This window comes from Desulfatiferula olefinivorans, from assembly GCF_054657895.1.
In genome coordinates this window covers 23,487-38,464 of sequence record NZ_BAAHXV010000001.1, presented here as the reverse complement: position 1 = coordinate 38,464, position 14,978 = coordinate 23,487, and the positions used below count along the sequence as shown (strand labels likewise).

Sequence of the window (14,978 nt, the reverse complement as noted above, 5' to 3'; positions counted from 1 at the left end):
ATGTGTGCCCATGACGTTTTTTTTGTGTGTGGTGGGAATGGTGCTGATCATCGAGGGTCTACCCTGGTTCGCCTTTCCTGAAAAAATGAAAAAAGTGCTGAGCCTGATGTTCACCCAGACGGAGAACCAGCTGCGCGGCATGGGACTTTTCCTGATGCTGCTGGGACTGGGGCTGGTCTACCTGGGACGGCACTGAGCCATGTTCGCCCTGTCCGATTACGCCTACGAACTTCCCGAATCCCTGATCGCCGACCGGCCGGAAAAAGCCCGGGACGCCTCCCGGCTTCTGTGTCTCGACCGGCAGAGCGGCGCCGTGGCCCATCGGGTCTTCGCCGATGTGGAAAAGTTCCTCGCGCCCGGGGACCTTCTGGTCATGAACAACACCCGGGTCATTCCGGCCCGGCTTTACGGTGTCAAAGACACCGGGGGCAAGGTGGAAATCCTGCTGCTCGATTACGTGGGAGGCATGGCCCGGCACCGGGCCGGAGAACCGTTCGAGTGCGAGTGCCTGATCCGGGCCTCCAAGCATCCGAAACCCGGAGGCCTGATCCGTGTGGGCCCCGAGGTGACCGCCGAGGTCACGGCCTCAAACCGCAACATCCACACCTTGCGATTCCACGGCGCCGCCGATGTGGACAGGCTCCTGGACGCCCTGGGCCGCATGCCCCTGCCGCCCTACATCCGGCGTGAGGAACACTATGAGCGAAGCGCCGAGGACCGAAGGCGTTACCAGACGGTTTACGCCTCGGAAAAAGGGGCCGTGGCGGCCCCCACCGCCGGACTTCATTTCACCTTCGACCTGCTGGACCGAATCAGAAAAAAAGGCGTTGAGACGGTTCCCGTGACCCTGCATGTGGGCTACGGCACCTTCGTACCGGTTCGGGTCGATGATATTCGCAAACATCAGATTCACCGCGAACGCTACCATATTCCCGACGACAGTGCCCGGGCGATCAACCGGGCGAAAAAAGAGGGACGGCGCATCGTGGCCGTGGGCACCACCACGGTCCGCACCCTGGAATACGCGGCCCGGGAAGACGGGCTTGTCCGGCCCGGCGGGGGAACCTGCGACCTGTTTATCTATCCCGGCTTCGTGTTCCGGGTCATCGACGCCGTGATCACCAACTTCCACATCCCCGAATCCACGCTTTTGATGCTGGTCTCGGCCTTTGCCGGCCGACAGAACGTTCTGTCCGCCTACCGCGAGGCCGTCCGGGAGCGGTATCGGTTCTACAGTTACGGCGACGCCATGATGATCGCATAGGTGAGACGCCGTCAGTCTTCAGACCGGTGATCCACCCGGCCCCGCAGGGACTTGATGGCGCTTTTACGGCGTTTGCCGTCGAGCGTCCGCTGTTTTGAGGCAGCCGAAGGCTTTGTTTTGACGCGTTTTTTCGGAATCCGGGACGCTTCTTCAATCAAGTCCGCCAGCCTTTTTTTCGCGTCCTCCCGGTTCAGATACTGGGACCGGTGTGATCCGGCATGAATGTGAAGCACCCCTTGCCCATCGACCTTGCGCCCGGCCAGACGGATCAGGCGCCGGCGGACCGGGTCGCTAAGAGACGGGGAATGGTTCACGTCAAAGCGCAGGTGCACGGCCGTGGACACCTTGTTGACGTGCTGACCGCCGGGTCCCGAGGCCCGGACAAAGTCCAGGATGATTTCCTGGTCGGGAATGGAAGGGGGAGACGTATCATCGGTCATCGGTCCATCGTCCTTGGTCTTGGGTTCATGATGGTCACCCTATACCACGATTTGATGCCGATAGCACGGTTTTGGAGCATTGACGGCTTGGATTAACCTTTGGAAAAAGCGGGCCGGTGTGATATGTGCCGGTAAACCTGTAACTTTTCACAGACGAGGCAGAGCGTTATGGCGTTTTTCGAGATCACCGGCCGATCCACCGGGACCCGTGCCCGCACAGGGGTTCTTTCCACCCTTCACGGAACGATCCATACACCGGTGTTCATGCCCGTAGGCACCCTGGGCACGGTCAAGGCCCTGTCCGTGGAGGATCTGACCGCCTGCGGGGCACAGATCATTCTGGGCAACACCTATCATCTTTACCTGCGCCCCGGGTGCGAGGTCATCGATCTGTTTGGCGGGCTCCACCGGTTCATGAACTGGAAGGGGCCGATTCTGACCGACAGCGGGGGATTCCAGTTTTTCTCCCTGGCTCAATTGACGAAAACCACCGAAGAGGGTGTGTCGTTTCAGTCCCACATCGACGGGTCCCGCCATATGTTCACGCCGGAAATGTCCGTCAGGGTCCAGCAGAGCCTGGATTCGGACATCATCATGTGCCTCGATGAATGCATCGCCTATCCGGCGAGCCGCGACGCGGCCCGAACATCCCTGGAACTGACCACCCGCTGGGCCGCCCGGTGCAAAGCGTTCTGGGAAGAGGAAACCGGTCGCAAGAACGCCCTGTTCGCCATTGTCCAGGGAAGCATGTACAAGGATCTGAGGGCCGCCTCCGCCGACCAGCTGGCCGCTCTGGATCTGCCGGGCTATGCCGTCGGCGGTCTGAGCGTAGGAGAACCCAAAGATTTGATGATGGAGATGGCCGACCACACCCTGCCCCTTCTGCCCGATCACAAGCCCAAATACATCATGGGGGTCGGCACGCCCGAGGACCTGGTGGAACTGACGGCCATGGGGGCCGATATGTTCGACTGCGTGATGCCCAGCCGGAACGCCCGGAACGGCAAACTGTTCACCAGCACCGGCGCCGTCAACATCGCCAACGCCCGGCACCGGCTGGATACCGGTCCCCTGGACCCGCACTGCACCTGCTACACCTGCCGGAACTATTCCCGGGCCTACCTGCGGCATCTGTACAAGGCCAACGAACTTCTGGCCTACCGGCTGAACACCATCCACAACATCCACTACTACACCACCCTGATGGCGGACATGCGAGAGGCCATTGCAGAGGACCGGTTTGACGCGTTCCGGAAGGATTTCTACGAACGGCGGGAAGGTGGGGGGGGCGTGGGGCTGAACGCACGGACCACGGACTGACACGGACCTTCACGGACAGGCACGGACGCGGCTCCTTCGGAGCGGCGTTTGAGGGTCCACTGTCCGTGTCTGTCCACCGTCCGTGGCGGTCCGTGTGCGTCCGTGTGTCCGTGTCAGCAGAACTCACGGACCACGGACTGGCACGGACTTTCACGGACAAGCACGGACGCGGCTCCTTCGGAGCGGCGTTTGAGGGTCCACCGTCCGTGTCTGTCCACCGTCCGTGTCTGTCCACCGTCCGTGGTGGTCCGTGTCTGTCCGTGTGCGTCCGTGTGTCCGTGCTCTCCTAAACACCCCATCAATCCGCATCAATCAGAGTAAAGGTCTCCCATTCGGCCGCCACGGGCCTATTGGCCACCACGGTGGAATTTCCGCCGTTTTCGGCGCAGATGTGATTGCCCGTGTGGTTTTTGAACGCCACCTTGTCCGGGGTTCCCCGGGGCACGAGGGTAAAGGTTTCCCAGTCTCCGCGCTTGGTCCGGTTGACCACCACGGCGTTGCCTTCGGCGCAGACATAGTGACCGGACGCGGCCCGAAGCGCCACCTGTTTGTCGCCCGGGAGCCTTATCAGGGTAAAGGTTTCATGGGGGCCCACGGTCGAGGCGGTCCCCATCAGGAAGGAACCTCCCCCGTTCAGGGCCGTGATATAGCGGCCGTTATAGGTCTTGAGAGCCACGCGGCGATTGCGATCCTGTTTCGGAGGCACGGGCGGCGTGAGCGCGGCCGGTCCCTTCCCCCGCCTGCAGACCCGGATTTCAGCGGTGCAGGCAAGGGGTTCGTATTTTTCATGGGCCCCGTTGACCGAAAGGTTCACGTGGGTACACTGGGGATCGTTTTTGGAGACGGCCAGATACTCGTCCACGGGGAAGTCCCGCCTGTCGCCCTGGTAGAGGGTCCGCCAGTACCCGCCCTTGAACCGGGCGTGAAGGGTCACGTATTTGTAGGTGCCCGAGACGGGATGGACGGTCAAGACATCCCCGCTGCTTAAGGTCGTAAGATCGATGGCCGTGTAATTGCCCCCGCGTTTTTTCGTCCGGTTGTCCCCGGTGCCGTCATTGACCACCGTCGCCACCTTCCGGCATTCATCCTCCCCCGATGCGGAGGCCTCGTTCATCGACACCAGGGTAAACGTTTCCCAGGGGCCCAGGTCGGATCGGTCGGCCACCAGTTCACGGCCGCCCCCGTTTAAGGCACAGACATAGCGGCCCGTGTGGGCTTTCAGGGCCACGTTGTCTCCCCCAAGACGGACCAGGGTGAAGGTTTCCCAGGGGCCGGCAGCGGGGCGGTTGACCACGATCCCGTAACCTTCGGCACAGACATACTGACCGCCTGCCGCCTTGAGGGCCACCGTGTCCGGTCCCCTGGTTTCAAGGATGAAGGTTTCAAACTCGCCAATCTCGAACTGGTTGGCCCTAAGAAAACTCCCCCCCCCGTTCACGGCGCTGACGTACTGGCCGTTATGGACCTTGAGCGCCACACGATTTCCCGAGCGTCGTTTTTCATCGATCCCTGCCGGCGTGGGCGGAGGCGTGACCGCCGGAACCGTGCCTTCACGGCAGATTTTAATCTCGGCGGTGCAGGCGACGGGCTCGTATTTCTCATGGGCCCCGTTCACCGAAATGTTCACGTGGGTACACTGAGGGTCGTTCTTGGAGGCGGCCAGATACTCGTCCACGGGGAAGTCCCGTTTGTCCCCCTGGTAAAGGGTCCGCCAGTAACCGCCCTGGAACCGGGCGTGGAGGGTCACGTACCTGTAGGTGCCCGACACGGGGTTGACGTTCAGGATATCCCCGCTGTTCAGGGTCTTGAGATCGACGGCGGCATAATTGCCCCCGCGTTTTTTGGTCCGGTTGTCCCCGGTGCCGTCGTTGAACACCGTGGCGATGATCTTACAGTCGCCTGTGGGTGTGGGCGGGGCTTTTCGGCAGACCTTGATCTCGGCCGTGCAGGCGACGGGCTCGTATTTCTCATGGGCCCCGTTCACCGAAATGTTCACGTGGGTGCACTGGGGGTCGTTTTTGGAGGCGGCCAGGTACTCGTCCACGGGAAAGTGTCGCTTGTCCCCCTGGTAGAGGGTCCGCCAGTAGCCGCCCTGGAACCGGGCATGGAGGGTCACGTATTTATAGGTCCCCGACACGGGATTGACGGTCAGGATGTCCCCGCTGTTCAAGGTCTTGAGGTCGACGGCGGTGTAATTGCCCCCGCGTTTTTTGGTCCGGTTGTCCCCGGTGCCGTCGTTGAACACCGTGGCGATGATCCGGCAGTCATCCTGGTTGTGGGGGCGTTTGGCCAGTGACAGGGCCGGCAAGACAAGCAAAACGGCCAGAGCGAAAAGAAGGATTTTTTTCATGGTTCCATCCCGGATGTTGAGGTTCATGGACAGTGGTGCGCGGCAAACGGCCTGAACGATCACGACAAGATATCGAATACGTTAACAAATCCTGAGACGCCTGTCAATCGCGGACCCCGGCCGGACCAGGGCCCGAACATCCGGGGACGTGTCTTTGCCTTTGTCAAATTCCATCGAACTGTGCTAACGTGCATGCTTCATCCAAACCATACCGACGACAAGGAGAAAACCATGAGCGTTGCAAAGAAAATCAGTGACAGCATGAACAAATCGTCGTTCATCCGCAAGATGTTCGAAGAAGGCGCCCGGCTCAAGGCCATTCACGGGGCGGAAAACGTGTTCGACTTCAGCCTGGGCAACCCCAATCTGACCCCGCCTGCGGCGTTCAAGACAGCCCTTGCCGAAACCGCCGCCGAATCGGGCGAGGGCACCCATTCCTACATGCCCAACGTGGGCTATCCCTTTGTGCGCAAGGCCGTGGCCGACTACCTGACCGGCGAGCAGAAGGTGACTCTGTCGGAAAACGAGGTGATCATGACCTGCGGGGCCGCCGGGGCCCTGAACGTGGCCTTCAAGACCCTCCTCGACCCCGGGGATGAGGTGATCACGCCCGCCCCCTATTTTGTCGAGTACAATTTCTATGTGGACAACCACGGGGGGGTGATGAAAACCGTCCCCACCCTGCCGGACTTCAATCTGGACCTTGACGCCCTTTCATCGGCCGTCACCGCCAAAACCAAGGTGATGCTGATCAATTCTCCCAACAACCCCACCGGTCAGATCTACTCCCGTGAAAGCCTCGCGGCCTTAGGGGACCTTCTGAGGGAAAAAAGCCGGGCCTTCGGCCGCACCATCTACCTGATCGCCGACGAGCCTTACCGGAAAATCGTCTATGACGGACACACCGTGCCCAGCATCTTCGAAGCCTACAGCGAATCGCTGATCGCCACCTCCTATTCCAAGGACATTTCCGTGCCCGGCGAACGCATCGGCTTTCTGGCCGTCCATCCGAAGGCCGCAGCCAAAACCGAGCTTCTCGGCGGGCTGGCCCTGTCCAACCGGATCCTGGGCTTTGTCAACGCCCCGGCCCTGATGCAGCGGGTTATCGGGAAAATACAAGGGGTGACCGTGGATCTGTCCCAGTACGAAACAAACCGGAAACTGTTCTGCGAGGGCCTGGTTGACGCAGGTTACGAATTCACCGTCCCCGCAGGAGCCTTTTACCTGTTTCCCCGGACTCCCATTGCCGATGACGTGGCCTTCGTGCGTGAGTTGCAGGAGGAACGGATTCTGGTGGTACCGGGCAGCGGCTTCGGCGGCCCCGGTCATTTCCGCATTGCTTACTGCTGCAGTGAGACGTCCATCGTCAAATCCCTGCCGGGATTCAAAAAAGTCATGGCCCGTTACCGGTCCTGATCATTGCGGCCCGGGGGGCGTGCGGGAACCCGACACACCTCCGGGCGGCATTTTGTTTCATTTTGTCCCAATCCCCTTATTTTAAACGTCTTTTCCACTGCCCTCCCGGGTATGTCACGGCCGCCGGCCGCCCGAAGGCCCAGATTTTTCCTTGACAAAACAGGTCTTTTGTACAATTTTGGTGAATTCCGGTAAAATCACGCACGATGACGTCATCGTTGATCATGGCGGGCCGTGAAGATGTAAATTGTTGATTTATCGGGTTTTCCCGGCCGTCATTCAATGAATGGGGGAAACGGCCGGGTTAATTTTGGTACGTTTTACTATATTTTGTTCAAGGAGAGATAATATGTTAACAGAAGGACTGGGATTGATGGTCGCAGGAATGGGCGTGGTGTTTGCCTTTTTGACGCTGCTGGTCCTTTCCATGAATGCCTCCGCCAAGTTTTTTGAAATCTTTGCGGACTATTTCGTGGAAGCGGTTCCGGCAGTGGCACCAAAGGCGACAGTCGTTCGGCAGTCGGATGATGAACTCGCGGCGGTCGCGGTGGCGATTGCAGCGGCAAAAGCCTGCGCACGCAGTTGAAAGGATTGACTATTATGGGGAAAAAGAAAATCAGATTCATGAATACGGCCTTCCGTGACGGTTTTCAATCGGTTTACGGAGCCCGGGTGTTTACCGATGATTTCATGCCGGCGGTGGAAGCCTCCGCCGCAGCGGGAATCGATTACTTCGAAGCCGGCGGCGGCGCCCGCTTCCAGGCCCTTTATTTCTACAGCAACGAATGCGCCTTCGACATGATGGACCGCTTCCGCAAGGCCGCAGGGCCCAATGCGGATCTCCAGACCCTGGCCCGGGGCATCAACGTGGTGGCCCTGGACTCCCAGCCCAAGGACATCATCAAGCTCCACGCCGATCTGTTCAAGAAACACGGCATCACCACCATCCGCAACTTCGATGCCTTGAACGACGTCAACAACCTGATCTACAGCGGCCAGTGCATCGCAAACGCCGGTCTCAAGCATCAGGTGGTCGTGTCCATGATGGCCCTGCCTCCGGGCTGCACCGGCGCCCACGACGCGGATTTCTATGAAATGATCCTCAAGCAGATCATGGAAGCGGACATTCCCTACCATTCGGTCTGTTTCAAGGACGCTTCCGGAACGACAACCCCTGCGGTGGTTCACGACACCATCAAGCGGGCGAAAAAACTTCTGCCCGCCGATGTGCCCCTGCAGTTCCACACCCATGAAACGGCCGGCATCGGTCTGACCTGCTACCTGTCCGCCATCGAGGCCGGCGCCGACGTCATCGACCTGTCCATGGCTCCCGTATCCGGCGGCACCTGCCAGACAGACATCGCCACCATGTGGCACGCCCTGCGCGGCAGCGACTACACCCTGGACATTGACATCGACAAGGTTATGGAAGCCGAAGAGGTGTTCAAGGACTGCATGAAAGATTACTTCATGCCTCCCGAAGCGAAAACCGTGGAACCCATCATTCCCTGGTCGCCCATGCCCGGCGGCGCCCTGACGGCCAACTCCCAGATGATGCGTGACAACAACATCATGGACCGGTTTCCCGAAGTGATCCGGGCCATGGGTGAAGTGGTGAGACGGGGCGGTTTCGGAACCTCCGTGACCCCGGTCAGCCAGTTCTACTACCAGCAGGCCTTCAACAACGTGATGATCGGTCCCTGGAAAAAAATCGCCGAAGGTTACGGCAAGATGGTTCTCGGCTATTTCGGCAAGACTCCCGTTGCGCCGGACCCCGAAATCATCAAAATCGCTTCGGAGCAGCTGGGCATGGAGCCCACCAGCCGCAACCCCCTGGATTACATTGAAGAGGATACGAAAAAAGGCATCGCTCCGGCCAGGAAAAAGCTGGAAGACGCCAACCTGCCGATCAACGATGAAAACATCTTCATCGTGGCCTCCTGCGGAGACAAAGGCATCGCCTACCTCCAGGGCAAGGCAACCATCGGCGTCCGCAAGAACGCTCCCGAAGAGGCGGCCCCCGCTGCCGCCCCCGCCGCCAAAAAAGCGGTGGACGGCTACACCGTCACCGTCGCCGGCAAACAATACGCCGTCAAACTCGACGGCAACACCGCCGTGGTCAACGGCAAAACCTATGCCGTCGACGTTCAGGAAGGCCTTGCTGCCGCTCCCGCATCGGCCGCACCCGTCCAGGCCGCCGGTCCGGCCCAGGCCGTCAAGGCCCAGATGCCCGGCACCGTCGTTCGTGTTCAGGTCAGCCCCGGCGCCTCCGTCAATGCCGGAGACACCCTTCTGGTCCTTGAGGCCATGAAGATGGAAGTGGAAGTCAAGGCCTCCTCGGCCGGCACCGTCACCGACATCGCCGTGGCCACGGGCGCCCAGGTGAACACCGGACAGGATCTGGTCTTTATCGCCTCTGCCGGAGCGGCCCCGGCCGCAGCCCCCGCCGCCGCGGCCCCGGCACCCCAGGCGGCGCCTGTTTCCGGCGCCGGTAAAGAGGTGAAGGCCCAGATGCCCGGCACCGTGGTGCGGGTCAACGTGACCGAAGGCGCCTCCGTCAATTCGGGCGACACCCTTCTGGTTCTCGAAGCCATGAAGATGGAAGTGGAGGTCAAAGCCCCCGTGGCCGGCACCGTCACATCCGTGAGCGTGGCGGCCGGCGCCCAGGTAAGCACGGGACAGGCTCTGGTGACGATTGGGTAGTTATTTGGGTAAAACATACTAAAATAAAAAATGAGTTGATCATGAACATACGACAAGGACAATCCTTTCTGAGTCTGATGCTCGCGATCGTCATCCTGGCCGCCATGGCCCTCGCTCCCTCGCCTGTCCGGGCCGGGGGAGCCCCCGTGGCCCAGGACGCGGTGGCGGCGGATCAGACGGTGCATCAGACGAGTACAGTCGAAAAGATGGAAAAACTCTGGGACTCCACGGGCCTGAAGGCCTTTGTCCAGGGAGTGAAAGAACTGTTTGCAGACAAGAAGACCGACGATCACAGCCTGGTTCCCTTAGGGCTCGGTCAGATCATCATGATCATGGTCGGATGTCTTCTGATTTACCTGGCCATCAAGAAGGGGTTTGAGCCCCTGCTGCTGCTGCCCATCGGATTCGGCGGGATTCTGGCCAACATTCCCGTGGCGGCCATCGCAGGGCCCCACGGCTTTCTGGGACTGGTATACGGCTTCGGCATCGAAACCGGCCTCTTTCCCCTTCTGATCTTCATGGGGGTGGGGGCCATGACCGATTTCGGTCCGCTGATCGCCAATCCCAAAACCGCCCTTCTCGGCGCGGCGGCGCAGTTCGGCATTTTCACCACCGTTCTTGGCGCCCTGTGGATTTCCGGTGTTTTTGACGGCATCAATTTTTCCATCCGGGACGCCGCATCCATCGGCATCATCGGCGGGGCCGACGGTCCCACGGCCATCTTCCTGGCCGGGAAACTGTCGCCGGACCTGTTGGGGGCCATTGCCGTGGCCGCCTATTCGTACATGGCTCTGGTGCCGATCATCCAGCCGCCGATCATGCGGGCGCTGACCTCCAAAGAGGAGCGATGCATCGAGATGAAGCAGCTGCGCCACGTGAAAAAAATCGAAAAGATCGTGTTTCCCCTGATCGTTCTGGGGCTGTGTATCCTGCTGCTGCCCGACGCGACACCCCTTCTGGGCGTCCTGATGTTCGGCAACCTGCTCAAGGAATCCGGGGTGGTGGACCGGCTTTACAAAACCGCCGCCAACGAGCTGATCAACATCGTGACCATCCTTCTGGGCCTGTCCGTGGGCTCCAAGCTGGCCGCCGACAAATTTCTCCAGGTCGAAACCCTGGGGATCCTGCTGCTGGGCCTCATCGCCTTCTGTGTGGGCACGGCTGCCGGGGTGCTTCTGGCCAAGCTGATGAACAAACTCAGCCGCGAGAAGATCAATCCCCTGATCGGGGCCGCCGGAGTATCCGCCGTTCCCATGGCCGCCCGGGTGGCCAACGGGGTGGGCATGGAGGACAATCCCCACAACTTCCTTTTGATGCACGCCATGGGCCCCAACGTGTCCGGCGTCATCGGGTCCGCCGTGGCGGCCGGGGTACTTCTGGCCCTGTGCGGCTGATGCCCGGCTGATCGGATCTGTTTTTCTAAACCCGCACCTGGTTTCAGGTGCGGGTTTTTCTTTTACATTTTCCACCTGGCTCTTGGCTTGACAGCGTGGACACCCCCATGGTAACAGACGTATCTGACTGAGCGCTCGTTCAGATTATTCCGGACACACATCACGGTTGCCCGACCACCCCGGGCACGATGGACCATCACCCGGTGACGATGTCACCCAAAGCCTTGAACGATTCCAAAAAAGGTTCAGGAGAAAATGGCGTATGAAAACCGTTGCGGAGATGATTCAGGAGTTGAAGGACAGGGAAGCGTCGGTCCGGCGCATGGGGGGCGACGCCGCCGTGGCCAAACACAAAAGCGGGGGCAAGCTGACCGCCCGGGAACGTCTGGACCTGTTGTTCGATGCGGGCACCTTCCGTGAGATCGACCTGTTCGTTACCCACAGATGCACCCATTTCGGCATGGACAAGGTGGCCATTCCGGCCGACGGCGTGGTCACCGGTCACGGTCTGATCGAGGGCCGCCCCGTGTTCGCCTTTGCCCAGGACTTCACCTCCCGGGCCGGGAGTCTCGGCGAAATGCACGCCAAAAAGATCTGCAAGGTCATGGACCTGGCCCTCAAGGCCGGGGTTCCCTTTGTCGGACTCAACGATTCGGGCGGGGCGCGGATCCAGGAAGGCATCGACGCCCTGTCCGGCTACGGGGAGATCTTTTTCCGAAACTCCAACGCCTCGGGCGTCATTCCCCAGATTTCCGCCATCATGGGGTCCACGGCCGGCGGGGCCGTGTATTCACCGGCCATGACCGATTTCGTCTTTATGGTCAAGAAAACCAGTTACATGTTCATCACCGGGCCCGACGTGATCCGGTCGGTGACCGGGGAAGAGATCGATTTCGAGACCCTGGGCGGGGCCATGGTCCACTGCTCGAAAAGCGGGGTGGCCCATTTCGCCTGCGACAGCGATGCCGACGCCATAGGCGGCATCCGAACCCTCTTGTCCTATCTTCCGGCGAACAACCGGGAGGAAGCCCCCCGCCTGTCTCCCACCGATGACCGGAGCCGCTACGAGGCCGCCCTGGACAGCCTGGTGCCGGACAGCCCGCGAAGACCCTATGATATGCTGACCCTGATCCGGCTGATCGTCGACGACGGACGGATCTTCGAGCCCCACGCGCTGTTTGCGCCGAATATCATCACCTGCTTCGCCCGACTCAACGGCCGCAGCGTGGGCATCATCGCCAATCAGCCCCAGGTGATGGCCGGGTGTCTGGACATCGACGCCTCGGACAAGGCGTCCCGGTTCATCCGCTTCTGCGACGCCTTCAACATTCCGCTTCTGACCATTGCCGACGTACCAGGCTACCTTCCCGGCGTCACCCAGGAACACGGCGGCATCATCCGCCACGGGGCCAAATTGCTGTGGAGCTATTCCGAGGCCACCGTGCCCAAACTGCTGCTGGTGATCCGGAAGGATTTCGGGGGGGCCTATCTGGCCATGAGCTCCCGGCATCTCGGGGCGGACATGGCCTTTGCCTGGCCCACGGCCCAGGTGGCGGTGATGGGAGCCGAAGGCGCGGCGGGCGTCATCCACCGCAAGGAAATCAGCGAAGCAGCCGATCCTACGGCCAAGCGGCAGGAAAAGATCGACCAGTACAACGAGCTGTTTTCCAATCCTTACTGCGCCGCAGAGCGAGGCTACATCGACCGGGTGATCGTGCCCGGCGAAACCCGGGCCCACCTGATCGACGCCCTGGAGGCCCTGGTCACCAAGCGGGAGACCAAGCCCTATAAGAAACACGGCAACATTCCGCTATAGATTCGCCTTATTTTACAGGAAAGCGCGCGTCCAGAACGGCATTCCATCCGGCCACGGTTTTTGCGTTTTTCGTAAGCAGGGGTCCCGTGTCGCCGTCAATGCGGATGGAGACGATGGTGTCGCCGCGGACAATGCTGTTGACCACCGCCATGTCTTCCTTGCCCCAGACCGATCCGAACACGGTGTGCTTGCCGTTCAGCCAGGGCGTGGGCACATGGGTGATGAAAAACTGGCTGCCGTTGGTGCCGGGTCCGGCATTGGCCATGGACAACATGCCGGGCCGGTCGTGTACCAGCTCCGGGGTGCATTCATCGGCAAAGGCGTAACCGGGGCCGCCGGTGCCGGTGCCCAGGGGACAGCCGCCCTGAATCATGAAATCATTGATCACCCGGTGAAAGGAAAGGCCGTTGTAGTACCCCCGTCCGGCCAGATTGACAAAATTCGCCACGGTGAGAGGGGCGGCCTGATCATAGAGCTTCAGGCGGATGATGCCCTTTGAGGTGGTCATCAGGGCGGTCAGGTTCGATTCGGTGGCCGGGCCGGCATACGCGGGCAGGGCAAAACCGAAAAGCAGACCTAAAACGACAAGCGGACGTAAGATCTTCATCGGAATCTCCTTGGGTTCTCTGGGGTTTTCGGATACGGGAAAAAAGGTATACCAGCCATCATGGAAATTCAAATAAAATCTTGACAGAGACCTTTAAAATCGGTGTTATGGGGCGAATCCGTTGACCGCATCCAGGGGCACACCACCATGCATACACCGTACATCAGGGACTTTGTCATCCGTTTTTCCGAAACCGACAACCGCGGGCAGCTCAAAATCGTCAGCCTGTTTGATTATTTCCAGGACGTCGGCAGTGATCATGCGGCGCTTCTGGGCCTGTCCGCCCATGACCTCTTGAAAAAAAACTACACCTGGGTGATGCTCAAATACACGGTCCGCATCGAGCGCTTGCCCCTGTGGAAGGAGCAGGTGGTCATGAAAACCCGGCGCTGCCCCCATCGAAATCTCTACGAACTGCGCCAGTTCGATATCGAGGATCCGGACGGAAATCTTCTGATCCGTGGCGTGAGCTCCTGGGTGATGATGAACGTTTCCAGCCGAAAACCCATTCGCCTGGACCGCTTTATTCCCAAGGATTTGATGGACATTCCGCCGACGATCGACGATGATTTTTCCCGTCTGGTTCCCTTCGACGCCCCGGATGACGAACGGCTGTTCAACGTTCGCATGCAGGACATCGATTTCAACAACCACGTGAACAATTCCGTCTACATCGGCTGGGCCGTGGAAACCGTCCCCCAGGCCGTCTTCAACAACCACACCCTCCGTCAGGTGGAGGTCAACTACATCAATGAAATATCCTACGGCAACCGCATTGTCGCCCAGATCCGACGGGAGCCGGGCGACGACTGCGTTTTTGTTCATCAGATTCTAGGCGGGGAAGACCGGCGGGAGCTGACGAGGCTGAAGACGGTGTGGGAATAGCGGAAGGCACGGACACACGGACTAAAGTGGACGGTAGTGGACACACGGACAAACACGGACGATGGCCCCTGCGGCGCTGTCCGTGTGAGCCGTGTGTCCGTGTCCGTCCGTGCTTGTCCGTGTCCGTCCCTGCGTCCGTGCAAGCCCGCTTTCGTTTAATCCTTCCGCCGCCACCCATCCTTCCGTCTCTCCGTCCTCACCCGGTACAGCCGCTCCGTAAAGCCCCCCTGATTCTCAAAATCATCGGCAAGCCGCCGGACCTGCCGGTCCAGAAGACGGCACGCCACATTCAGAAGCGACAGCGCCCCGTTGGCCGCCAGAACGGCGTAGCCCAGCCCGGTTTTTATATGTTCCTCCGCGGCCCAGCCCTGAACGTCGGCCAACGACGAACAGCGCCGCTCTTTGAACCGGCAAAGAGCCGGGTGCTCAGGCGCGAGAAGAGGCCCGCCACGCTGTCTGAGAAAATCTTCGTAATCAAGCCTCAGCTCTTCCAGACTGGCCCGGGCCACCTGGGTCAATTTCAGCTCCGTCTTTTTCGAGGTCGCCGACGCCTGGGATCCTTCGGCGATATTCTGCACACCGGACCGTGCCGCCTGGACCATCTGGTCTTTGGTGCGGCTTCGAAAATCAATGTATCGTTCGCAGAAACGAACCGTTACATCGTAGATGAGCTGCGAGACCTGAAAACTGATCAGCTTGCGATAGCCGCCGTGTTTTGGAAGTAAGGGGTCCATGGATGTTCCTTGATTGGTGTTTAAAATTGAAACTTAAGGGAACATCGGC

13 protein-coding genes are annotated in these 14,978 nt (G+C 60.1%); 9 read left to right on the top strand and 4 right to left on the bottom strand.

Annotated features, from left to right (window positions below):
* The first annotated feature begins 10 nt into the window (after nt 1-10).
* The gene (locus ACYQ11_RS00135) at nt 11-196 is read left to right on the top strand and encodes a DUF2065 domain-containing protein (protein WP_459921702.1); all 186 of its coding nucleotides are present in this window, start codon (nt 11-13) and stop codon (nt 194-196) included.
* Nucleotides 197-199: 3 nt separating this feature from the next.
* Entirely contained in the window at nt 200-1,264 is a 1,065-nt protein-coding gene (queA, locus tag ACYQ11_RS00130) for a tRNA preQ1(34) S-adenosylmethionine ribosyltransferase-isomerase QueA (RefSeq protein ID WP_459921701.1), read from the top strand.
* An 11-nt stretch (nt 1,265-1,275) separates the two neighbouring features.
* On the opposite strand, the gene arfB is transcribed toward queA, so the two are convergent.
* Nucleotides 1,276-1,704 (bottom strand): alternative ribosome rescue aminoacyl-tRNA hydrolase ArfB, encoded by a 429-nt coding sequence (arfB, locus tag ACYQ11_RS00125; protein ID WP_459921700.1) that lies wholly within the window; start codon nt 1,702-1,704, stop codon nt 1,276-1,278.
* Nucleotides 1,705-1,872: 168 nt separating this feature from the next.
* Here arfB and tgt point away from each other — a divergent pair, with 168 nt between their 5' ends.
* Nucleotides 1,873-3,024: a tRNA guanosine(34) transglycosylase Tgt gene (gene tgt, locus ACYQ11_RS00120; RefSeq protein ID WP_459921699.1), complete on the top strand. Its 1,152-nt coding sequence runs from the start codon at nt 1,873-1,875 to the stop codon at nt 3,022-3,024.
* Between the two features lie 298 nt (nt 3,025-3,322).
* Here tgt and ACYQ11_RS00115 read toward each other — a convergent pair whose 3' ends face one another.
* On the bottom strand, nt 3,323-5,374 hold the full coding sequence (locus ACYQ11_RS00115; protein ID WP_459921698.1) for a fascin domain-containing protein: 2,052 nt from the start codon (nt 5,372-5,374) through the stop codon (nt 3,323-3,325).
* 231 nt (nt 5,375-5,605) lie between these two features.
* On the opposite strand from ACYQ11_RS00115, the gene ACYQ11_RS00110 reads away from it, so the two are divergent.
* The 5 genes from ACYQ11_RS00110 (at nt 5,606) to ACYQ11_RS00090 (ending at nt 12,703) form a co-directional block, all read left to right on the top strand.
* Nucleotides 5,606-6,790 (top strand): pyridoxal phosphate-dependent aminotransferase, encoded by a 1,185-nt coding sequence (locus ACYQ11_RS00110; protein ID WP_459921697.1) that lies wholly within the window; start codon nt 5,606-5,608, stop codon nt 6,788-6,790.
* A 349-nt stretch (nt 6,791-7,139) separates the two neighbouring features.
* Entirely contained in the window at nt 7,140-7,376 is a 237-nt protein-coding gene (locus tag ACYQ11_RS00105; RefSeq protein ID WP_459921696.1) for an OadG family protein, read from the top strand.
* A gap of 14 nt (nt 7,377-7,390) precedes the next feature.
* Nucleotides 7,391-9,493, top strand: coding sequence for a biotin/lipoyl-containing protein (locus tag ACYQ11_RS00100; RefSeq protein ID WP_459921695.1), 2,103 nt, complete (start codon nt 7,391-7,393; stop codon nt 9,491-9,493).
* A gap of 41 nt (nt 9,494-9,534) precedes the next feature.
* A complete protein-coding gene (locus ACYQ11_RS00095; RefSeq protein WP_459921694.1) occupies nt 9,535-10,887 on the top strand; it encodes a sodium ion-translocating decarboxylase subunit beta in 1,353 nt (450 codons plus the stop codon).
* A gap of 262 nt (nt 10,888-11,149) precedes the next feature.
* Nucleotides 11,150-12,703: an acyl-CoA carboxylase subunit beta gene (locus ACYQ11_RS00090; protein ID WP_459921693.1), complete on the top strand. Its 1,554-nt coding sequence runs from the start codon at nt 11,150-11,152 to the stop codon at nt 12,701-12,703.
* Nucleotides 12,704-12,710: 7 nt separating this feature from the next.
* On the opposite strand, the gene ACYQ11_RS00085 is transcribed toward ACYQ11_RS00090, so the two are convergent.
* On the bottom strand, nt 12,711-13,310 hold the full coding sequence (locus tag ACYQ11_RS00085; RefSeq protein WP_459921692.1) for a peptidylprolyl isomerase: 600 nt from the start codon (nt 13,308-13,310) through the stop codon (nt 12,711-12,713).
* A gap of 147 nt (nt 13,311-13,457) precedes the next feature.
* On the opposite strand from ACYQ11_RS00085, the gene ACYQ11_RS00080 reads away from it, so the two are divergent.
* Complete coding sequence (locus tag ACYQ11_RS00080) at nt 13,458-14,195, top strand: acyl-[acyl-carrier-protein] thioesterase (protein ID WP_459921691.1); 738 nt, start codon at nt 13,458-13,460, stop codon at nt 14,193-14,195.
* A gap of 155 nt (nt 14,196-14,350) precedes the next feature.
* On the opposite strand, the gene ACYQ11_RS00075 is transcribed toward ACYQ11_RS00080, so the two are convergent.
* A complete protein-coding gene (locus ACYQ11_RS00075) occupies nt 14,351-14,929 on the bottom strand; it encodes a four helix bundle suffix domain-containing protein (RefSeq protein ID WP_459921690.1) in 579 nt (192 codons plus the stop codon).
* Nucleotides 14,930-14,978: the final 49 nt, after the last annotated feature.

Coding starts and splice junctions, on each gene's coding strand:
- ACYQ11_RS00135 (WP_459921702.1), top strand. CDS start 11: ATGACGTTTTTTTTGTGTGTGGTGGGAATGGTGCTGATCATCGAGGGT.
- queA (WP_459921701.1), top strand. CDS start 200: ATGTTCGCCCTGTCCGATTACGCCTACGAACTTCCCGAATCCCTGATC.
- arfB (WP_459921700.1), bottom strand. CDS start 1,704: ATGACCGATGATACGTCTCCCCCTTCCATTCCCGACCAGGAAATCATC.
- tgt (WP_459921699.1), top strand. CDS start 1,873: ATGGCGTTTTTCGAGATCACCGGCCGATCCACCGGGACCCGTGCCCGC.
- ACYQ11_RS00115 (WP_459921698.1), bottom strand. CDS start 5,374: ATGAAAAAAATCCTTCTTTTCGCTCTGGCCGTTTTGCTTGTCTTGCCG.
- ACYQ11_RS00110 (WP_459921697.1), top strand. CDS start 5,606: ATGAGCGTTGCAAAGAAAATCAGTGACAGCATGAACAAATCGTCGTTC.
- ACYQ11_RS00105 (WP_459921696.1), top strand. CDS start 7,140: ATGTTAACAGAAGGACTGGGATTGATGGTCGCAGGAATGGGCGTGGTG.
- ACYQ11_RS00100 (WP_459921695.1), top strand. CDS start 7,391: ATGGGGAAAAAGAAAATCAGATTCATGAATACGGCCTTCCGTGACGGT.
- ACYQ11_RS00095 (WP_459921694.1), top strand. CDS start 9,535: ATGAACATACGACAAGGACAATCCTTTCTGAGTCTGATGCTCGCGATC.
- ACYQ11_RS00090 (WP_459921693.1), top strand. CDS start 11,150: ATGAAAACCGTTGCGGAGATGATTCAGGAGTTGAAGGACAGGGAAGCG.
- ACYQ11_RS00085 (WP_459921692.1), bottom strand. CDS start 13,310: ATGAAGATCTTACGTCCGCTTGTCGTTTTAGGTCTGCTTTTCGGTTTT.
- ACYQ11_RS00080 (WP_459921691.1), top strand. CDS start 13,458: ATGCATACACCGTACATCAGGGACTTTGTCATCCGTTTTTCCGAAACC.
- ACYQ11_RS00075 (WP_459921690.1), bottom strand. CDS start 14,929: ATGGACCCCTTACTTCCAAAACACGGCGGCTATCGCAAGCTGATCAGT.